Source organism: Miniphocaeibacter sp. (assembly GCF_049276255.1).
GTDB lineage: Bacteria > Bacillota > Clostridia > Tissierellales > Peptoniphilaceae > Miniphocaeibacter.
Map to the genome: position 1 here is coordinate 1 of NZ_JBASWB010000034.1, position 20,215 is coordinate 20,215.

Annotated in this window: 20 protein-coding genes; 16 read left to right on the forward strand and 4 right to left on the reverse strand. The window is 28.2% G+C overall.

Going from position 1 to position 20,215, the window contains the following annotated elements:
- Positions 1-287: mannonate dehydratase (locus WAO56_RS03275; RefSeq protein ID WP_422146267.1), on the forward strand; the 287-nt coding region annotated here is incomplete at its 5' end.
- Between the two features lie 133 nt (positions 288-420).
- On the opposite strand, the gene thiD is transcribed toward WAO56_RS03275, so the two are convergent.
- Complete coding sequence (gene thiD, locus WAO56_RS03280; protein WP_422144827.1) at positions 421-1,236, reverse strand: bifunctional hydroxymethylpyrimidine kinase/phosphomethylpyrimidine kinase; 816 nt, start codon at positions 1,234-1,236, stop codon at positions 421-423.
- Positions 1,237-1,517: 281 nt separating this feature from the next.
- Here thiD and dhaK point away from each other — a divergent pair, with 281 nt between their 5' ends.
- The 10 genes from dhaK (at position 1,518) to folK (ending at position 9,416) form a co-directional block, all read left to right on the forward strand.
- Complete coding sequence (gene dhaK / locus WAO56_RS03285; protein WP_422144828.1) at positions 1,518-2,507, forward strand: dihydroxyacetone kinase subunit DhaK; 990 nt, start codon at positions 1,518-1,520, stop codon at positions 2,505-2,507.
- Positions 2,508-2,515: 8 nt separating this feature from the next.
- The gene (gene dhaL, locus WAO56_RS03290) at positions 2,516-3,139 is read left to right on the forward strand and encodes a dihydroxyacetone kinase subunit DhaL (RefSeq protein ID WP_422144829.1); all 624 of its coding nucleotides are present in this window, start codon (positions 2,516-2,518) and stop codon (positions 3,137-3,139) included.
- Positions 3,140-3,147: 8 nt separating this feature from the next.
- The gene (dhaM, locus tag WAO56_RS03295; RefSeq protein ID WP_422144830.1) at positions 3,148-3,537 is read left to right on the forward strand and encodes a dihydroxyacetone kinase phosphoryl donor subunit DhaM; all 390 of its coding nucleotides are present in this window, start codon (positions 3,148-3,150) and stop codon (positions 3,535-3,537) included.
- A gap of 84 nt (positions 3,538-3,621) precedes the next feature.
- Positions 3,622-4,500 (forward strand): ABC transporter ATP-binding protein, encoded by an 879-nt coding sequence (locus WAO56_RS03300; RefSeq protein WP_422144831.1) that lies wholly within the window; start codon positions 3,622-3,624, stop codon positions 4,498-4,500.
- Complete coding sequence (locus WAO56_RS03305) at positions 4,500-5,288, forward strand: ABC transporter permease subunit (protein WP_422144832.1); 789 nt, start codon at positions 4,500-4,502, stop codon at positions 5,286-5,288. Before WAO56_RS03300 ends, WAO56_RS03305 begins: the two co-directional genes overlap by 1 nt.
- Positions 5,289-5,432: 144 nt before the next feature.
- Positions 5,433-6,911 (forward strand): bifunctional folylpolyglutamate synthase/dihydrofolate synthase, encoded by a 1,479-nt coding sequence (locus WAO56_RS03310; RefSeq protein WP_422144833.1) that lies wholly within the window; start codon positions 5,433-5,435, stop codon positions 6,909-6,911.
- Positions 6,912-6,980: 69 nt separating this feature from the next.
- Positions 6,981-7,337, forward strand: coding sequence for a 6-carboxytetrahydropterin synthase QueD (gene queD / locus WAO56_RS03315; RefSeq protein ID WP_422144834.1), 357 nt, complete (start codon positions 6,981-6,983; stop codon positions 7,335-7,337).
- An 11-nt stretch (positions 7,338-7,348) separates the two neighbouring features.
- Positions 7,349-8,122 carry a GTP cyclohydrolase FolE2 gene (gene folE2, locus WAO56_RS03320; RefSeq protein ID WP_422144835.1) on the forward strand — a complete coding sequence of 258 codons (774 nt, stop codon included), beginning with the start codon at positions 7,349-7,351 and terminating at the stop codon, positions 8,120-8,122.
- Positions 8,119-8,958, forward strand: coding sequence for a dihydropteroate synthase (gene folP / locus WAO56_RS03325; protein ID WP_422144836.1), 840 nt, complete (start codon positions 8,119-8,121; stop codon positions 8,956-8,958). The genes folE2 and folP overlap by 4 nt, the downstream gene beginning before the upstream one ends.
- Positions 8,955-9,416: a 2-amino-4-hydroxy-6-hydroxymethyldihydropteridine diphosphokinase gene (folK, locus tag WAO56_RS03330; protein ID WP_422144837.1), complete on the forward strand. Its 462-nt coding sequence runs from the start codon at positions 8,955-8,957 to the stop codon at positions 9,414-9,416. The genes folP and folK overlap by 4 nt, the downstream gene beginning before the upstream one ends.
- 150 nt (positions 9,417-9,566) lie before the next feature.
- Here folK and WAO56_RS03335 read toward each other — a convergent pair whose 3' ends face one another.
- Positions 9,567-10,940 (reverse strand): amidohydrolase, encoded by a 1,374-nt coding sequence (locus tag WAO56_RS03335; protein WP_422144838.1) that lies wholly within the window; start codon positions 10,938-10,940, stop codon positions 9,567-9,569.
- Between the two features lie 45 nt (positions 10,941-10,985).
- On the reverse strand, positions 10,986-12,245 hold the full coding sequence (locus WAO56_RS03340) for an MFS transporter (RefSeq protein ID WP_422144839.1): 1,260 nt from the start codon (positions 12,243-12,245) through the stop codon (positions 10,986-10,988).
- A 226-nt stretch (positions 12,246-12,471) separates the two neighbouring features.
- Between WAO56_RS03340 and WAO56_RS03345 the strand changes: the two genes are divergently transcribed.
- A complete protein-coding gene (locus tag WAO56_RS03345) occupies positions 12,472-14,805 on the forward strand; it encodes a helix-turn-helix domain-containing protein (RefSeq protein WP_422144840.1) in 2,334 nt (777 codons plus the stop codon).
- An 87-nt stretch (positions 14,806-14,892) separates the two neighbouring features.
- On the opposite strand, the gene WAO56_RS03350 is transcribed toward WAO56_RS03345, so the two are convergent.
- Complete coding sequence (locus WAO56_RS03350) at positions 14,893-16,491, reverse strand: Na/Pi cotransporter family protein (protein ID WP_422144841.1); 1,599 nt, start codon at positions 16,489-16,491, stop codon at positions 14,893-14,895.
- Positions 16,492-16,690: 199 nt separating this feature from the next.
- Here WAO56_RS03350 and WAO56_RS03355 point away from each other — a divergent pair, with 199 nt between their 5' ends.
- The 4 genes from WAO56_RS03355 to WAO56_RS03370 form a co-directional block, all read left to right on the forward strand.
- Positions 16,691-17,557, forward strand: coding sequence for an ABC transporter ATP-binding protein (locus WAO56_RS03355; RefSeq protein ID WP_422144842.1), 867 nt, complete (start codon positions 16,691-16,693; stop codon positions 17,555-17,557).
- Positions 17,547-18,263 (forward strand): ABC transporter permease, encoded by a 717-nt coding sequence (locus WAO56_RS03360; RefSeq protein ID WP_422144843.1) that lies wholly within the window; start codon positions 17,547-17,549, stop codon positions 18,261-18,263. Before WAO56_RS03355 ends, WAO56_RS03360 begins: the two co-directional genes overlap by 11 nt.
- A gap of 99 nt (positions 18,264-18,362) precedes the next feature.
- The gene (locus tag WAO56_RS03365) at positions 18,363-19,133 is read left to right on the forward strand and encodes a LytR/AlgR family response regulator transcription factor (protein WP_422144844.1); all 771 of its coding nucleotides are present in this window, start codon (positions 18,363-18,365) and stop codon (positions 19,131-19,133) included.
- Between the two features lie 399 nt (positions 19,134-19,532).
- On the forward strand, positions 19,533-20,215 hold a 683-nt coding region (locus WAO56_RS03370), incomplete at its 3' end, for a hypothetical protein (RefSeq protein WP_422146268.1).

Below are 20,215 nucleotides of genomic sequence, written 5' to 3' on the forward strand. Positions count from 1 at the left end.
AAAACAAAATTGCTTGTGCCCATGTAAGAAATGTTAAATATTTAGGATATAGGAAATTTAGGGAATCGGCACATTTTTCACCAGATGGTGACTTAGATATGTTTGAAATTATGAAGGCTTTTTATGACACTGGCTTTAATGGATATATTCGTCCAGACCATGGAAGAATGATTTGGGATGAAGAAGGTAGACCTGGCTATGGTTTATACGATAGAGCCTTAGGTTTAGAGTATTTAACTGGTCTTTGGGAAGCTATTGAAAAAATGGATAAATTAGCAAAAATATAATTAATTAGAATATATAAGAAGTAATTTATAAAATCCATTTAATTTTAATTAAATGGATTTTATAAATTCTAAAAAATAAATCTTAATTAATTTATATATTAGCTTAAAAATGTTATCCAAATAAATAATTAAATTATTTAAATATTCTTGAAGCACTATGAAAAACTGGTCCTACAAATTTATTGAATTTAAAACCATGTTTAATAGCTGCTGTTACAAAATTTTTAGCTTCTATAATAGATTCTTTAGGAGATAATCCTGTTGCAAGTCCTGAAGTTACTGCAGCTGCAAAAGTACATCCTGCACCATGGGTATGACTAGGTGTTATTTTTTCAGCCTTTAGTATTGCATAGCTATTTCCGTCATAATAAACATCTATAGCCAAATTACTGTCTACAGCTTTACCACCTTTAATTACAACATGTTCTGCTCCTAAGCCATGAATAATTTTAGCAGCATTTTTTATTTCTTCAATATCATGTAATTTTCCTAATCCTGAAAATATTCCTGCTTCAATTAAATTTGGAGTAACTACTGTAGCAATAGGTATTAATTCTTTTTTTATAGCTTCAGCTGTTTCAGGATTTAATAAGTCATCTTCACCTTTACAAGCTAAGACAGGGTCAATAACTATATTTTTTAAATTATATTCTAAAATCGTTTCTTTAATTAATTTTACTATTTCAACAGAACCTATCATACCTGTTTTCATAGCAGAAATTTGTTCATCCCCTGCTAAAGCTGTTTCTAGCTGTTCTTTTACTAGGTCTACTGGTAAAGTTGTAACATTATGTTTCCATTCATTTTTTGGATCCATTGTTGCAATAGTTGTTACAACAGCCATTCCATATGTTCCATATTCGGTAAATGTTTTCAAATCTGCTTCTAAACCAGCTCCACCACTTGCATCACTACCTGCAATTGTCAATGTTTTAGCTATTTTTCTCAAAAATATCATCTCCTTTGATAGCTTTAAATATATTATAACATAGAAAAATTCATCAATAAAAATATGATACAACTATAAAAATAATTATAGTAACTAATTTTTAACTTATTCGCTTCATTAAAATGATATAATATGATTTATAATGGACTAAGAATATTTTTTATTGTTATACTTAAATCATAATAAAGATAATTTTTTATGAAGTTTTTTATAGGAAACGAGATAATTCATAATTAATAAGAAATAATGTCTATACATTACATTATATCGAGGAGGAAAATATGAAAAAAATAATCAATGATCCGGAAAATGTTTTAGAGGAAATGTTAGAAGGAATGTTAAAAGCAAATCCAAATACTTTGAAAAGGTTAGAGGGAACAGATGTTATTGTTAATATAAATTCTCCTATTAAGGATAAGGTTGCTTTGGTCTCTGGTGGAGGAAGTGGACATGAGCCAGCCCATGCAGGTTTTGTAGGAGAGGGTATGTTAGATGGGGCTGTTTGCGGTTCTGTATTTACTTCTCCAACACCTGATCAGATTTTTGAAGCTATTAAGGCTGTTGATTCTGGTAAGGGAACCTTGTTAATTGTAAAAAACTACACTGGAGATGTAATGAATTTTGAAATGGCTAAAGATTTAGCCGACATGGAAGGAATAAATGTAGATTATGTTGTTGTAAATGATGATGTAGCTGTTGAAGACAGTACCTATACAGCAGGGAGAAGAGGCATAGCAGGAACCATATTTGTACATAAAATTGCTGGAGCAAAGGCTGCTAAGGGAGCAGAGTTAAATGAAGTTAAGGCTATAGCTGAAAAAGTAATAAAAAATACTAGAAGTATGGGAATGGCACTTTCTCCATGTATAGTACCGGCTGTAGGAAAGCCGAACTTTTCTTTAGATGAGGACGAAATGGAAATTGGCATAGGTATTCATGGTGAACCAGGAGTTAGTAGAGAGAAAATAAAAACTGCTAATGAAATTGTTAGTGAGCTTTTAGATAATATTTTAAAGGATATTGATTATTCTAATTCTGAAGTTGCAGTTATGGTTAACGGTATGGGTTCAACTCCTTTAATGGAATTATATATTGCAAATAATTCTGTATATGATATTTTAAAAAATAAGGGTATTAAAGTTTATAGGACTTTTGTTGGTGAATATATGACCTCTTTAGAGATGGCGGGTTTTTCAATTACCTTGTTAAAATTAGATAATGAGTTGAAAGAACTTTTAGATTATGAGACAAAAGCACCATTTTTTAAATAGGAGTAGTTATGAAGGTAGATAATATAAAAAATATAATAATAAATATAGGTAATACTATGGAGGAAAATAAGTCTTTTCTTTCAGAATTAGATGCAGCTATAGGTGATGGAGATCATGGGCATAATATGGCTAAGGGATTTAATTTAGTAATAGAAGACTTTAAAAATAATGAATATGATGATTTAGGATTGTTGTTTAAAAAAGTTGCAATGCTTCTAATATCTAATGTTGGTGGTGCTTCAGGACCGTTATATGGCACTGCTTTTATGGAGTTAAGTAAGGAATTTAGTGGCAGGGATGAATTAAATGTTTTAGATTTAGAAAAAATACTGGAACTTTCCTTAAAGGGAATAAAACTAAGAGGAAAAGCAGAACTAGATGATAAGACTATAGTTGACTCTTTACAACCAGCATATTTATCTGTAAAAAAAGATTTGGAAAACAATGAATCTGAAACTCAGATATTGGAAAATATGGTTATAGCAGCAGAAAAGGGCGTTGAGCATACTAAAGAAATTATTGCTAAAAAAGGTAGGGCAAGTTATTTAGGAGAAAGAAGTATTGGGCATCAAGATCCAGGTGCTACTTCAACATATTTAATGTTAAAAGTAATAAAAGACAGTATTAACTAGGTGGTAGTATGGTAGGAATTGTTGTAATATCCCATAGTGAAAAATTAGCAGAGGGTATTTTAGAAATTACTGAACAAATGGCTAAGAATGCCCCTGTTGTAGCTGTAGGTGGCACTAATGATGGTAGAATAGGAACGGATATTAATAGGATTTTAGCTGGTATTAATGAAGTTTATTCAGATGATGGAGTATTAATTTTCTATGATTTAGGTTCTGCTATGATGAATGCTGAAATGGCTGTAGAATTTTTAGATGAGGATAAAAAAAGAAATATAGAAATAGTAGATGCTGCTTTTGTTGAAGGGGTAATTTCTGCAGCAGTTTACTCTAACATAAATATGGACAAGGAATTTATTTTAGAGGAAATGAAAAAAATCAATATTGATAAAAGGAATTAGTTTATTGGTAAATATGCTAGAAGTCAAATTAACTTTTAGCATATTTTAATTATTAGAATATTTAATAAAAAGAGATGTGAAAATATGGATATTATTAAAGTAGAGGGACTTACGAAGTACTATGGTAAGTCCAGGGGAATAGAAGATTTAAATTTAGAAGTTAAAAAAGGAGATATCTTTGGGTTTATTGGACCAAATGGGTCAGGGAAAAGTACTACTATAAGGCTACTTTTAGGTCTAATTTCTCCAAGTAAAGGTAGGGGGGAAATATTTAATAAAGATATTAAAAAGCATAGGTATGAAAATTTAAAAAATATTGGATATATGCCTTCTGAAATAATGTTTTACAAGGGGATGAAGGTTAAGGATGTAATTTCCTTGTCTGCTAAACTATATAATAAAAATACTGAAAAAGAAGCAAAAAAATTATGCGAAAGATTCAATTTAGACTGTAATAGAAAAGTTGATGAGTTATCTTTAGGAAATAGAAAAAAAGTTAGCATAGTCTGTGCTTTTCAGCATAAACCTAGTTTGTACATACTTGATGAACCAACAAGTGGCTTAGATCCATTAATGCAAAAAGAATTTTTCCAACTAATAAAGGAGAGAAATTTAGGGGGAGCTACAATATTTTTATCTTCCCATGTACTTTCTGAAATACAACTATATTGTAATAAGGCGGGAATAATAAGGGAAGGAAAATTAATTGCGTGTGATACTGTAGCTAATCTATCAAGTACACAAGCAAAAAGAGTTAATTTATTTGGTATTAGGGACATCGAATATATTGAAGGAATAACAGATATTCATAGAAATAATACAGGAATAAATTTTTTATACAGTGGAAATATAAATAATCTAATTGAGCATTTAAATACTTTAGACTTAGAGGACTTAACTATTACAGAGCCTTCATTAGATGAAATATTTTTACATTATTATGATGAAGGCGGTGAAAAATAATGATTATCTTAAAACATGAGCTTAAATTAGCAAGGCTTTCACTTTTTATTTGGACATCTATATTAACAATTTTAATGATAATAATTATGTTAATATATCCTGAAATGAAAAAGGATATGGATGGAATTAATAATCTTTTTGAAAATATGGGTAGTTTCACTTCAGCTTTTGGAATGGATAAGATAAATATAGGTACAGCTATGGGTTATTATGGAGTTGAAGCTGGAAATATTATAGGAATAGCTGGAGGTTTTTTCTCAGCTTTATTGGGAATAAGTATTTTATCAAAAGAAGAAAAGGATAGAACTGCCGAGTTCCTACTATCCCATCCTATAAGTAGAAGTAGAATAATATTTGAAAAATACTTATCTATAATAATTCAAATTTTAATTCTAAATATTGTAATAACCTTATTTTCTGCCATATCATTTTTATTAATTGGAGAAAAATTAGGAATTAAAAATTTTTTATTAATACATATTGCCTTTCTTATAATGCAAATTGAAATTGCTTCAATTTGTTTTGGATTATCTGCATTTTTTAGAAAAAATAGTGTAGGAGTTGGAATAGGTTTAACGGCTATATTCTATTTCTGTAATATAATAAAAAATATAACAACAAGAGTAGATTTTCTAAAATATATTACTCCATATGGGTATGCAGAAGTATCCTATATTTTAAGTGAAAGCAGGTTGGAACTAAACCTATTAGGTTTAGGATTAATTTATGCCTTAGTAGCGGTTTTCTTAGGTTACATAAAATATATTAAGAAAGATATTTATGTATAAACTATTTTTCAAATATTAGAAATATAGTTAAACTACTATTACTATGATATAATTAAGTGATAATATGGACTAAGAAATATAATAAAAATTAGTTAAGGGGACGGTTCATAAGGGGATTGTCCTCTTAATTTTTTGGGGAAATTTATGGAAATTATAAATGAACAAGATTTAAATTACTATTTAAGTAAATTGGAAGAGAATTTAATATTAGATGGTATTTTAATAGATGAAATAGAAAAAACCGGTAATTTAGTAGATAAATATAAATTATTAAGAAAATATTTAAAGGATTTAGATAATACTGAATTACTTGAAATACAGGAAGAAATTAATAGAATTTTATTTATTAGCGAAGAAAGAGAATGGCAAAAACAGGGAATTAGTCTAGGTCTTAGTAGAATGAAAAAACTTTTGGATTTGTTAGATAATCCAGAAAAAGATTTAAAAGTAATTCACATAGGTGGAACAAATGGAAAAGGTTCTACCTGTATTTATTTACAGTCTATTTTAAAAGAAAGTGGATTAAAGGTTGGTTTATTTACCAGTCCTTCTATTATTTCAGATAATGACGGTATTAGAATAAATGATGATTTTATTAGTTATGAAATTGCCTATGATTACTTAAATAAAATTAAAAATATTTGGCTTAAAAATTATGGGAAAGATGATTTTATAACTTATTTTGAAGCCTTTACTGCCATGGCCTTACTTTATTTTAAGGATAAGAAGGTAGATTTTGCCATATTTGAAGTAGGACTAGGTGGTAGATATGATGCAACAAATATATTTAAAAAGAAAGCATTATCGGTAATAACCAATATTGGAATAGATCATATAGGCATACTTGGCAATTCTTTAGAAGAAATAGCCTATGAAAAGGCTGGAATAATTCAAGAAAATGATAATGTAGTCGCCTACCCTTCAGATGAAAAAGCCTTGGAAGTAATAAAAAAAGTATGTGAAGAAAAAAATGCGAAACTTAATATTTTAAATAAAAAAGATATAAAAAATATTAGCTTAAATTCTACATTTAATATTTTTTCATATGGTAAATATAAGAATATTAAAACCAATATGGTTGGAAAATATCAGGTATATAACTGTGCATTGGCATTATTATGTTTAGAAAAGCTTAAGGAAGAAAAATTACTTAATCTTTCAGAAGAAAATATAAGAGAGGGCATATTAAAAACTTCTTGGCCTGGTAGACTGGAATGGGTATCTAAGTCGCCTAAAATATTAATTGATGGGGCTCATAACGAGGACTCAATAAATAATTTAGTAGATTTTTTAAAGACTGAAAAATATGATACATTAAAAATTCTCATAGGTGTATTAAAGGATAAAGAATATGAAAAAATATTTAAAATAATATCATCATTAAATGCAGATTATTATTTAGCAGAAGTACCCTTTAAAGGTAGAGAGATGACTGTTGAAGAAATGAAGGTTATTTTAGGAAAATATACAGAAAACATCAATGCTTTTAAAAATCCTGAAGATGCTTTAAAGGCAATATTAAAGGGTAATAGTGAAAATGATGTAATTGTTTTAACAGGGTCATTTTATCTTATTTCTAAATTAAGAAATCTATTAATAAATAAGCAAGAACTAATTAAATAAATTAACAAAAAATATATAATAAAACAGAATTTAATGTTAAAATTATAAATAGAACAATAGGAGGCAATTATGATATTAATAAAGGAATTTGAATTTGATGCAGCACATAATTTAGTTCATTATAAAGGAAAATGTGAAAGGCTACATGGTCATACCTATAAATTAGTAGTTAAACTTGAAGGTACAAAAGATAAGGAAGATATGATATTTGATTTTGTTGAATTAAAACATTTAGTAAATGAAAAAATATTATATGAATTTGATCATGGATATTTAAATGATTTTATAGAACAACCTTCTGCCGAAAATATAGCAGAATATATTTGGAATAAATTAGAGCCATTGGTTAAAAGAGATAACTGCAGATTATATGAAATAGAAGTATGGGAAACTAAAACATCTGGAATTGTTTATAGAGGAGAATAAGGAGGCAACTAATGAAAGATGTTCAACAACAAGTTGATGAAAGAGATATATATTTAAACGAAGTAGGAATTAAAGACTTAGTCTTTCCTATTGAAATTAAAAATAAAGATGGAAAATGGCAAACGACTCATGCAAGAATAAGTCTTTCTGTAGACTTGGATCCTTCTCAAAGAGGTACCCATATGTCTAGATTTGTAGATATAATTCAAGAAAACAATCAAATAGACTTAAAGCATATAAAGAATATGTTGGCAGTAATACAGGAAAAACTAGGTGCTAAAAAGAGTTTTATAGAACTTGAATTTGAATATTTTATAAAAAAAGAAGCACCTGTTTCAAAAAAGGTTTCATTTATAAATGTTGGTGTAAAATATAAGGCTTGGTTAGGTGAAACCTTTGAATTTGAAATGACTGTAAATACACCTGCAACAACACTATGCCCATGTTCAAAGGAAATATCTGAATTTAGTGCACATAATCAAAGAGCAAATATTTCTATAACTGTCAGGTCTAATGAATTTATATGGATAGAGGATTTAGTAAAAATTTCAGAAGATTCAGCATCTTCACCTGTATATGCACTTTTAAAAAGACCTGATGAAAAATATGTAACAGAATATGCCTATGAAAATCCTAGATTTGTTGAAGATGTTTGTAGGGAAGTTAAAATTCGATTAGATGAAAACAAAATAGCAAGTAGATATAAAATATTAGTAGAAAGTTTTGAAAGTATTCACAATCACAATGCTTTTGCAAAAATAATAAGCGAGGCGATGCTTAAATGAAGCATATAGTTTTAAAAGACGGAACAATAAAAGAATTTTCTAAGAAAATGGATTTTATGGGAATAATTAATGTAACTGATAATTCTTTCTATTCAGGCTCAAGGACCTATAATACTGATGATGCAATAAAAAGGGCTGAAAAGCTAATAGAAGAAGGTGCTACATTTTTAGATATTGGTGGAGAATCAACAAGGCCAGGTTCTGACCCTGTAGATGTGGAAGATGAAATTAACCGTGTTTGTCCTGTAATAAAGGAAATAAAAAGATTATATCCTGAAATTTTACTATCTGTTGACACCTATAGAGCAAAAACTGCCTTAGCTGCCATTGAAAATGGAGTAGATATAATAAACGATATTTCAGGCTTAACCTTTGATGAAAATATGGTTAAGGTTATAGCAGAAACCAAAGTACCCTTAATTTTAATGCATATAAAGGGTAAACCTAAGACAATGCATGTTAAACCACACTATGATAATGTAGTAAAAGAAGTTTATGAATTTTTAGAAAAACAAATTAATTATGCTTATGAAAATGGTGTAGAGAAAAATAAAATTATAATTGATTTAGGTATTGGCTTTGGTAAAAATGCAGAACATAATATAGAATTATTAAAAAATATATCTTACTTTGATAGTTTAAATTTACCACATTTATTAGCAGTATCAAGAAAAAAATTTATTGGACGGACTTTAAATCATGAAGATGCAGCAGATAGATTGTTTGGAACAATTGGAATTTCAGTTTATGCAAGAACAAAGGGGATTGAAATAGCAAGAGTTCATGATGTAAAAGAAAACCTTGAGGCTGTAAGAATGGTAGAGGAATTTATATGATAGCATTTATTGCCCTAGGTTCAAATATGGGAGATAGGAATAAATATTTAGAAGATGCAATTACTTTAATAAATAAAAGAGTTGGTAATGTTTTAAAAAGATCTTCTATTTTAGAAACCGAGCCTTACGGTTATACAGATCAAGATAATTTTCTAAATATGGCAATAAAAGTAGAGACAGAACTTTCTCCAAGAGATTTACTAAAGGAATTACTACAAATTGAAGCAGAACTTGAAAGAGTAAGACTTATAACCTGGGGGCCTAGAACAATTGATTTAGATATAATCTATTATGATAATGAAATTATAGATGAAGCTGATTTAAAAATTCCCCACATTGATTTATATAATAGGGACTTTGTTCTAAAACCAATAGTTGAAATAGATGAAAATTTTATTGACCCTAGAAAAAACAAAAAAGTAAGAGAATTACTAGAAGAATTAGAAAATAAAGAATAAAAAAATGCACTGAAGTTATTTTAACTTTAGTGCATTTTTGCTTATATAATTTAAGTTTTGAAATATTTTTTATTTGTATTTGAAAATACAGGCTATTTATTTTAATTACCAGTATAAAGAAATATTACATTTTATTAGAAAGTATTTTTTTTAATTTGGGAACTTAACATCTTCTGTAATTGGACAAATATATTTTTTTCCATTCATTGATTTTTCAAATTCTTCCTTTGCTTTATCAACGATAGCTGGATCATTAATTAGTTTTAAAGAAGAATCTGCCATTACTTTTGCAGCATATAACATTCCTTTAAATCCTATTTCTGTAGCTCCACAAGTTGTATTGTGCCAACTATGACCTGCTGCTCCTATATTAGCAGTTGCTGTCATAAACATTGCTCCTGGAACTATATGTTGTACATCTCCAACATCAGTTGAGTTAAAGCTATTTGATTTTCCATCAATAGGTTTTCCACTAAATAAATATACGTCTTTAGTATCACCTGCTTCAAAAGCTCCTTTTTTATTAGTTTTATTTTCTTCTAAAACTTTTGCAAATTCAATATCCTCTTTGGACCAATCCTGGGCTGGAATTGTATTCATAGATTCAAATATTAAATCACCTAAAATTTTATTATTTAGAGTTTCATAAGAACCACCTAAATATTCTATTTCAACATTGGTTTCTGTCATCATAGCAGCACCCTTGGCAACTTTAATCAATCTATCATAGGTATCTTCAACAGTTTCCCTACTTAAAGCTCTAACATAATACCAAACAGATGCTTTATCAGGAACTATGTTAGGTGCTTGACCACCATTTGTTATTGTATAGTGGATTCTAACATCATCAGTAACATGTTCTCTTAAATAATTTGCCCCTACATCAGTGAGTTCAACAGCGTCTAAAGCTGACCTACCATTTTGTGGATCAGCACCAGCATGAGCTGTAATACCTTTAAAATGGAATTTGAAAGAATTTGATGCAGTCATTACACCTCTTAAAACAATATTAGAGGTACCAGGATGCCAAGCAAAGGCTACATCTAAGTCTGTAAAAGCTCCTCCTCTAGCCATAAAACCTTTACCTGTAAGAGTTTCTTCTCCAGGACAGCCATAAAAAACAACGGTGCCCTTTAAATTTTTTTCTTCCATTTCTTTTTTTAAGGCTATTGCAGCACCTAAATGTGCAACAGCAAGTAGATTATGTTGACAAGCATGACCAGGTTCACCGTCTTTAATAGATTCTTTTTTGGTGCTAACTTTTTGACTCATACCTGGCAGTGCATCATATTCTCCTAATAGACCAATTACAGGCTTACCTTCACCCCAAGTAGCTCTTATTGATGTAGGTACACCGAATTTTCCTACTTCTACATTAAATCCTTCTTTTTCTAAATATTCAGAAATCCATTTACAAGCCTTAACCTCTTTAAAAGCTACTTCAGGATTTTCCCAAATGTTCATAGCTAAATCTTTTAGCTCATCACTTTTATTATCAATATAATCTAATGCAATTTTACTCATAATATACCTCCTATATATATTAGATATTAAAAATTTTTTTAAATATTATTTTGTTGTTTTTTTATACTTAAAAGAAGCTTTGTATGATATTATCCAACAGAATAAAGTCGCCAATGTTAAAATTATCATAACAATCCAAGCTACCTTATAGGTATTTGTTAAATCGAAGATTGATGCTACAAGTAATGACCCTAATGATAAACCAACTTGAGTTGCACTACTTACATAACCATAAAATTCACCGTATCGTTCCTGTCCGAAAATAGCACTGGTAATTAGAGGAGGAAGAACAGTTCCTATTGCCATTCCTATACCAAAAAATACAGTCATAATATAAAGAACAGTTATATTTTCGGCTAATAGCATACAAGCAAAGGAAATAGCAAAGGAAATACAACCAACTAAAGAAGCTTGTATTAGTCCGAACCTATCATTTATCCAACCTATAATTAGTTTTCCAAATATTCCAAATACAGAATATAGTGATACAATAATAGCCTGAGTTGCAGGACCATGTAATTCCTCTAAAGCAGGAGGGAATTGTCCTAAAGCACCGTTACTAACTAACCCATTAGTAATCATTCCTATAATCATTAGTATGAAAAATGGTTTAACAAAGGACTCTTTACTTGTTAAAGAGAATTTCAATTGTACCCCATCACTTGATGATGTTTTCGTATTTTTAGCTTCAGGATTATATCCGTATGGTTTTAAACCCTTGTCTTCTGGTGATTTGGCAAAAACAAATAAGGAGATAGGCAAAGCTATAATTAACATTATAAAAGCAAAAATAAAATATGAATTTCTCCAACCAAATTTGCCTATTAAAGATGTAATTAGAGGACTTAAAACAAATCCACCAACTCCAATTCCTGTCATAGCTAAACTCATAGCTAATCCTCTTTTTTCTTCAAACCAGTTATTAATCATAATTGAAACAGGGATTAATGATGTATTAAGGTACAGAACCCCTAAAATAACAGATGAAATATAAAAATGAATTGGTTTTTGTGCTAAACCATATGTAGCAAATACCAGTGTAAAAAGTAGGATGCTGATACTTTGAATTTTTTTCATATTTCCCTTAGCTAGTTTTTTAGTAATAACTGGTGAGAAAAATATACCCATTGCATGAAGTAAAGAATTTCCAAGAGTAAAAGATGTCCTTGTTATTCCAAGTTCTGTTATAACAGGGATTGTAAACTTACCAGCCATAGCCATAACACTAGGCACTATTGTGGCAGTAATTAAAATAGAGCCTATAACTATCCACCATCCATAAAAAAATTTTTTCTTTTCTTGCATAATAACCTCCAAAATATTAATAAATTTTATGTACCTTGTAGCACTAATAATATAACAAGAAAAACCTTTGCACAATATTGATTTTTTCTAAAAAGAACTATATTCTATTTTCTTAATAAAGTGAAGAAAAAAATGTCCGATTATCATACCATTAATTTACCATTATGATATAATTAAATTTAAAATAAAGACTGTAGTTACTCAGTAGATTATATAAGGAGAAAAAATGACTGATAATAAATTTAATATTTTAAATATAGACTTAAATAAAAATAAAATTATAGAAAAATATACTTTTGAAACTACAATTTTATTTCAGCTTAAGGGAGTTACAAATATATATTTAGATGGCATTAACTATAATATGAGTAAGGGAAATATTATGGTAATAAATAGAAATAAAAGTTTCATTTTAGAAAACATTAGTGATATAGATAATATACTAGTTATAGTAACTATAAATAACTCCTATTTTATATCTATTTACGATGAGTTTACTTCATCAACTTTTGAATTGTTTCCTAATGAAGAAAAAACAGGAAAGTCAAGATCTATAAATGAGTTAAGGACAGAATTAGCAAGACTTTTAATGTACTATTCAAATCCTTCATCAACAACTAATATAAGTATGAACATATCTATAAATAAAATAATGCTATATTTAATTTCTTATTTTAATAAAGAGAAAGATATAAAAAATACATATGTAAAAAATCAAAAGATAATAGATATACTAAAAGATATGGATAAGAATTATGACAAAAAAATAAGTATTGATGGCTTAGCACAAAAATATTATATGTCATCATCTACCTTATCAAAACTATTTAAAGAGGAAACAGGAGAATTATTTTCCAAATATTTAAATGATTTAAGATCCACCAAAAGTCTTAAGGATTTACTCTATTCTAGTCTTAATATAGAAGAAATAGCGATAAAAAATGGTTTTGGTAATGGTAGAACCTATAGGAGAGGCTTCAAAGAAGTATTTAATTGTACTCCTTCAGAGTATAGAAAACAAAATAATGGAGATAGTGAAGAGCTTAATTTAGATACTGAAAGTGATGGTTTAGAAAAAAATAAAGATATTTTTGAAATTCTATACTCCTTTATAAATACTCCAGTAGAAGATATAAAGCAAGAATATATAATAGAAAACAATAAGAAACTTATAATAGATTCTTCAATAAATAGAGGTCAGATCAATCCGCAAAAAATTATTCATGTTGGTTCTTTAGATCTACTACTGGATTATGAAAATTTTACTGAATTAGAAATGATTAAAGAAGATATAGGAATAAATTATATTGGATTATCTAGTATATACACATCTTATCCTGATTCATATTTAGAATTTGAAGTAGAGGATTATTATATTTTTTCTGAATTTGGGAAATTTGACTCGGTAGTTGAATATTTAGTAAAAAATTCTATTGGTATTTTTTATCAAATATCTATTTCAGATATCCTTAATAAAAAAAATAATTATTATTGGCAAATGTTAAATTTTTTTAGAAACTATAAAAATATCTATGGTAAATTCTTCTTTAATAATATAAGAATAAATTGTATCTTTGATGTTGATAATATTGAAAAAAGCAATTCAATATTTAAAATGATTTACGACCAGGTAAAACTAATTGACAGTGCTATAGAAATTGGTGCATCTATCCCTTTAAAATATCCTAATTATTCCTTTAGTAGCAAAAAAGAACAGGATATCTATATAAAGAAAATTGTTCCCCTTTGTGATTTTTTAAGTTATTCCTCAGATCCTAATAGAATATATAAGTATAATAAAAATGAAGTTACAAATATGGATTTTTTTAATGAATTTGTATATAAAGAGGTAATAAACATAAAGAACATAGTTCAACAATGGAATAATAGTATACCTTTAGTCTTAAGTGAATGGAACACTTTAACTGGTGAAAAGCAAAGTATTAACGGTACATTTTTTAGAGCTGCTATTATTTTACAAGAAGTTTTGAAATTAGACTTATTAATAGAATCCTATGGGTTTTGGTTAAATGCAGGAATTTATATGAACTATAAATTTGATAAAGAAAATAAATTTAATAGTTTAGAATTATTTCACAATTATAAGGGTAAAAAGCCTGTTTATAATGTTTTATTATTAGCTTCTAGATTAAAAGGAAATGTAAGGTTTTTAGGAAAGGAATGTATGTTGTTACAAGAAGGGGATAATTATCAACTGTTATTATGGAATCCGAATTATTTTAATCCTAATTTAAGTGAACAGCTTCGGTTTTTAGAAAGTAAAACCGTCCTTTATAATATAGAAATTCCAGATATAAAAGACAATTATTACCAAGTTAAAAGATTTGATTATTCTAGAAATAGTGGGGCTATATATTATTTATTTCAAAATTTTAAGTCTAAATATCCCTTAGATTTAGAGTCAAGGGAATATTTAAGTACTATGTCAGTTCCTAAAATATCTGTTTTTGATGTAAGTGTTCAAAATGGTTTTAATTATAGTTTTATTTTAGATACAAATGCTATTGTTCTTTTAGAATTTAAAGCCATATATAAATAGTTAGAAAAAAAGATACAATATATTTTTATATTGTATCTTTTTATAATTAAGAAATATAAGCTATTAAATAATATTTAATAAAATGTATTAAACAAATAGTTTATTTATATTGTCTAAATATGAAAATATTCTTTCATAATTACTTAAAGTCTTTTCATAGTAAACTCCACTTTCAGGATCACATATTCCATCTTTCATTCTTTCAATATGGAGAGTTCTAAAGTCTTCAACTTTATTTTCGAAATTTTTATTTAAACTATAATTTAAAACCCTTCTTTCCTCCGGATCTGCAACATTTTCTAAAACAGTATAAAGTTGCTCTACGGATTTATCTAAAAACTTAAGCTCATTGTAGCAGTCATCACTATAGGTTAATTGTCTTTCATATGAAGCCTTAGCGTATTCAGCTATAGCCTTACTATGGTCTCCAATTCTTTCTACATCTCTTACAATTCTCATGTATGCTGTAAAACTTGATGCTGTAGAGTCATCCATGAATTCACTAAGAATATCAATAATATATTTAGTTATATTAGAGTTTAAATAATTTATAATATCTTCATTGTGTAATAATTTTTTATATTTGCCTTCATCATAATTATGAAAAAGTTCAATAGATAGTCTATAATTTTCTTTTGCAATATCTAACATTCTCTTTACTTCTGCTTTCACATCAGTAAGAAGTAAAGGAGCATCGTGTTGTTTTTTTACATTTATATATTGAAGTGATAGGTCTTCTGTAGCAGGGTCTTTTCCAGGGATAAGTTTTGTAGCTAATGTTGCTAAAAACTTTGAGAAAGGGAAAAGTATTAGCGTTGCTAATATGTTAAATAAGGTATGCATATTTGCAATTTGGGCTGCCGGTAAATCTTTAGAAAATTTAATTATTATTTCTTCCAGTGGGAAAATATATATAAGTATTAAAAATATAATAGTTCCAAAGATATTAAATAAAACGTGAACGGTAGCAGTCCTTTTTCCATTTTTAGAACTTCCTAATGCAGATAGTATACTGGTTATACAAGTACCTATATTAAAACCACAAACAATAAAAATTGCTCCATGGAAACCAATTAACCCTTTATTTGCCAAAGCCTGTAAAATACCTAAAGAAGCACTAGATGATTGGATAATAGCTGTAAAAAGAGTACCAACTAGTACACCCATTATCGGATTGGAAATTTTAGTCATTATATTTACAAAAGTTTGACTTTCTTGTAAAGGACTCATAGAGTCTGACATAATAGACATTCCCATAAAAAGAATACCTAATCCCATAATAACTTGACCAAGATATTTTACTGAATTTTTATTTATAAATTTAAACATAGCAAATCCGGAAAAAGCCATTAATGGAGCGGATTCGGTAATATTTAAGGCTACAAGTTGACCTGTAACTGTAGTACCTATATTTGCACCCATAATAACCCCAACAGCTTGTTGCAAAGTCATTAAACCGGAATTTACAAAACCAACTGCCATAACAGTTGTAGCGGAACTACTCTGTATAATGGCTGTAACAACAGTACCAACAAGGATACCTTTAACGGTGTTGGAAGTAAGTTTTTCAATTATATTGTGTAACCTATTTCCAGCAACTAGTTCTAATCCTTCACTCATTAAATCCATGCCATATAAAAACAGGGCAAGACCTCCTAAAAGAGCAAAGACATATGCAATAGACATATACTCCTCCTAATAAAATTTCATACATATTGTATAATAACCTAAAAGTAATAAAAATAATAGTGCTTTTATTAATTATTTATAAAAAATAGAATAAATTTTGTTATTCAAGAAAGAAATTAAGCATTTCAAGAAGTAAACAAGGGAAAAACCTACATATTGATATTATAGAAATACGAAATATTGTTAGGAGGAAGTTATGGACAAAAACTTAAATGCATTAGAAGTAAAAAATATATCTAAAAGCTTTAATGGAAAGCAAGCTTTAAAAAAATTGGATTTCGTAATAAAATACGGAGAAATATTTGGCTTCTTAGGACCGTCAGGAGCGGGAAAAACAACTACAATTAAAATGATGACAGGACAATTGGAACCATCGGGAGGAGAGGCCTTTATACTCGGCAGAAATGCTAAGAATATTACTTCTGAAATTTACGGGAAAATTGGGCTTGTAACAGACAATAGTGGAGTTTATGAAAAATTAACAGTAGCAGAAAATATGAAGGTTTATTGTAATATTCACAATGTTCCAGTATCGGAAGCAAATAGGCTCTTAAAAAGGGTTGGACTTGAAAATGATAAGAAAAAACCTGCTGAAAAATTATCAAAAGGTATGAAGCAAAGACTGGTACTTGCAAGGGCTTTAGTTCATAGTCCGGAAATTTTATTTTTAGATGAGCCGACAAGTGGGTTGGACCCAAGTACATCCTTAGCAATACATGAACTCTTACTTGAAGTTAGAAATGCCGGTACAGCAATATTTTTAACTACTCATAATATGGAAGAAGCGTATAAGCTTTGTGATAATCTTGCCTTAATAAATGAGGGAGTAATAGTAGAGCAAGGAAAACCAAAGGAAATAATTTTAAAGCATAATCAAAAACAATCCTTTGAAGTAATGTTGGATAATAATGAAAATATTTCATTTCAAGAGGATTCACCTGAACTTGAAACTTTATTTGATTTAATAAGAAAGAAAAGAGTAAAATCAATTCACTCTTCAGAGCCAACATTAGAAGATGTATTTATTAAATTAACAGGGAGGGTATTAAGTAATGAATATTAGTATTAGAAAAATTTCTGCTATAGCAGGTTTAAAATTAAAAATATTTTCAAGAAATACTTACTATATAATGAGTCCATTTTTGGTAATATTATTAGGCTTAATATTTGGCTATTTTTTCAAGGGAGCAGTACCGGGGTATAGTTTTATAATGACAGTAGGATTTAATATTTCTATGGTTGGAATATCCTTAACAGCTGCAATGGTTGCAGAGGAAAAGGAAAAACATACCTTAAGGGCCTTAATGACATCATCTATAACAGGTGGCGACTATTTATTAGGAAGTGCCTTAATTCCTTTTTTAGTAATGTTAATAACTGCTTTAGTAACTCCGTTAGTAACACAGTTTTCCTATAGTAATATTAATATACCTATGTATCTCCTACTAAATATAATAGGAATAATATCAATGATATTAATAGGATTTATATTTGGTATTTTTGGTAAAAGTCAAGCTCATGTTTCTACTACAACAATGCCTATAATTATGGTTTTAGTAATGTTACCAACATTTTCCATGTTCTCTGAGTTTATAGGGAAAATTAGTATGCTTACAATATCGGGAGTAATGGATAGTTATTTAAATGGTATGATAGAAAATATTAATTATGCCCTGTCTACAAAAGATTGGATAGTACTTGCAGCATGGGTAATAATTCCAGCAATAATATTTATATATGTTTATAGAAAAAATGGAATAGATGAATAAAAAATTAATTGGCTTTAAATAGCCGATTTTTTTTATAAATGGTATAATATAAAATATTTTAATTAATTGATTAGATATTTATATGAAAAGAGGATACCATTGATAGAGGCATATATTTGTGAAGATAATAAAAATATTTTGCAGTTAATAAAAAGAGAAGTTGAAAAATATATATTAATACAGGGTTATGATATTGAAATTAAGGGAACTTATGAAAGACCGGAAGACTTTATAAATAATTTGGAAACTGTTCAACAACGTTCAATTTATTTTTTAGACATAGATTTTAACAACTCAAATCTAAATGGATTTGACCTAGGTAAGGAAATTAGAAAAAGAGATAGCAGGGGATTTATTATCTACATAACCTCCTATGACAATCTTTTAATGGAGACCTTTAAGTATAGGCTAGAAGCATTAGACTATATTATTAAGGACAATGAAGGTGAGTTTATAAAACAAATAACCCAAGCAATCGACTCAGTAGAGGAAAGGCTTATTAATGAACCGGCTTCTGAAAGTAAGTATTATTCAGTTTCAGTTTTTGATACGATTTACAAGGTACCATATAATGAAATACTATATTTCCAAACTTCAGAGAAAGCCCACAGAATCGTACTATATACAATAGACCGCTCCTATGAGTTTTTTGGGAAAATAAGAGAAATAGAAAGGGAATTAGGAGAGGACTTTTGTCGGTCTCATCGGTCTGTCTTAGTGAATAGGGAGAAAATTACATCCTTAAATAAAAAGGATAGTGTCTTAGAGTTAGAAACAGGATTAAGATGTCCGGTATCTAGAAGTAAAATCAAGGAAGTAGAAAATTTTTTATTAATGAGAGGTAAGGATGGAAATTTATCATTTATTTGAAGGAATACCTAGATTTATAATAAAGGGAATCATCTATATAAAATTTTTGGAATTATTCTATAAGGATTTTACCAAGGAAATTTTTTTAAAGGGACTTTTTGTTTTCGTATTAGTGCTGCAATTAGAACAGTGGGGTATATATTATTTTGTATATAATAATATGATTGTTGAGAGGGATTTGGTTTTTAGTATAATGAATTTACTATTAATACTTATTATGACAAAAATATTATATGGAAAGGTATTGGATTATAAAGGAATGTTTATAATTGAAACAACAGTCATTATATATAATATAATAAATATGTTCATCCATTATAAACTTTATGACATTAGTCTATATTTTAAGGATATATATAATGCTTTATTAGTCGAATGGACACTTACCTTTTTAACCTTATGTATTTTTTATTTAATATTTTTAATATTGAAAAAAACAATAAAAAAATTCCAATACTATATGGTATAGATGGTAAAAAAATAAAGTGGTTTATAATTATCTACTTGATAATAGAAACTATTAACTATGGACCACTACGTTATATTTTATCGGGAGAGAAATATTATACTCGTAATATGCTGTATATGGAATTTTTGTATTTTTTAGTAGTAACTTTGGGAATTTTTGGGTATGGATTATTTGGGTTTGTAAGGAAAAACTTGCACCTTAACGAAACAATAATTCTTCAACAAGAAACCTATATTAAGCCCTTAGAATCCATGCAAGAAGATATTAGAAAATACAATCATGATTATAAAAATCTTCTTACAGGAGTCTTGCTTCAAGCAGAAGAAGGAGATTACGACGGAGTTAGACTTTATTTAAAAGATGTATTTGATGAATTTGAAGAAAAGCTGGGAAAACAAATAAGTAAAAACACCCAGTTAAAGAAAATAAAATCCAACGAAGTAAAGGGACTTCTTCTTTCCAAAATGAGTAAAATGGAAGAATTAGAAATAGAATTCCACCTAGAGGTCTTAAATGAAGTAGATAGAATTAATATGAAAACTACAGACCTTGTAAGATGTCTAGGAATATTACTGGATAATGCAATAGAAGAAGTGGAAAAACTAGAAGAAAA

What these genes read in the sequence shown, in the direction of transcription:
- dhaM (WP_422144830.1), top strand. Translation starts at nt 3,148, where the DNA reads ATGGTAGGAATTGTTGTAATATCCCATAGTGAAAAATTAGCAGAGGGT.
- WAO56_RS03305 (WP_422144832.1), top strand. Translation starts at nt 4,500, where the DNA reads ATGATTATCTTAAAACATGAGCTTAAATTAGCAAGGCTTTCACTTTTT.
- WAO56_RS03360 (WP_422144843.1), top strand. Translation starts at nt 17,547, where the DNA reads ATGAATATTAGTATTAGAAAAATTTCTGCTATAGCAGGTTTAAAATTA.
- folP (WP_422144836.1), top strand. Translation starts at nt 8,119, where the DNA reads ATGAAGCATATAGTTTTAAAAGACGGAACAATAAAAGAATTTTCTAAG.
- WAO56_RS03340 (WP_422144839.1), bottom strand. Translation starts at nt 12,245, where the DNA reads ATGCAAGAAAAGAAAAAATTTTTTTATGGATGGTGGATAGTTATAGGC.
- dhaL (WP_422144829.1), top strand. Translation starts at nt 2,516, where the DNA reads ATGAAGGTAGATAATATAAAAAATATAATAATAAATATAGGTAATACT.
- WAO56_RS03345 (WP_422144840.1), top strand. Translation starts at nt 12,472, where the DNA reads ATGACTGATAATAAATTTAATATTTTAAATATAGACTTAAATAAAAAT.
- folK (WP_422144837.1), top strand. Translation starts at nt 8,955, where the DNA reads ATGATAGCATTTATTGCCCTAGGTTCAAATATGGGAGATAGGAATAAA.
- WAO56_RS03310 (WP_422144833.1), top strand. Translation starts at nt 5,433, where the DNA reads ATGGAAATTATAAATGAACAAGATTTAAATTACTATTTAAGTAAATTG.
- WAO56_RS03355 (WP_422144842.1), top strand. Translation starts at nt 16,691, where the DNA reads ATGGACAAAAACTTAAATGCATTAGAAGTAAAAAATATATCTAAAAGC.
- dhaK (WP_422144828.1), top strand. Translation starts at nt 1,518, where the DNA reads ATGAAAAAAATAATCAATGATCCGGAAAATGTTTTAGAGGAAATGTTA.
- folE2 (WP_422144835.1), top strand. Translation starts at nt 7,349, where the DNA reads ATGAAAGATGTTCAACAACAAGTTGATGAAAGAGATATATATTTAAAC.
- WAO56_RS03335 (WP_422144838.1), bottom strand. Translation starts at nt 10,940, where the DNA reads ATGAGTAAAATTGCATTAGATTATATTGATAATAAAAGTGATGAGCTA.
- queD (WP_422144834.1), top strand. Translation starts at nt 6,981, where the DNA reads ATGATATTAATAAAGGAATTTGAATTTGATGCAGCACATAATTTAGTT.
- WAO56_RS03350 (WP_422144841.1), bottom strand. Translation starts at nt 16,491, where the DNA reads ATGTCTATTGCATATGTCTTTGCTCTTTTAGGAGGTCTTGCCCTGTTT.
- WAO56_RS03300 (WP_422144831.1), top strand. Translation starts at nt 3,622, where the DNA reads ATGGATATTATTAAAGTAGAGGGACTTACGAAGTACTATGGTAAGTCC.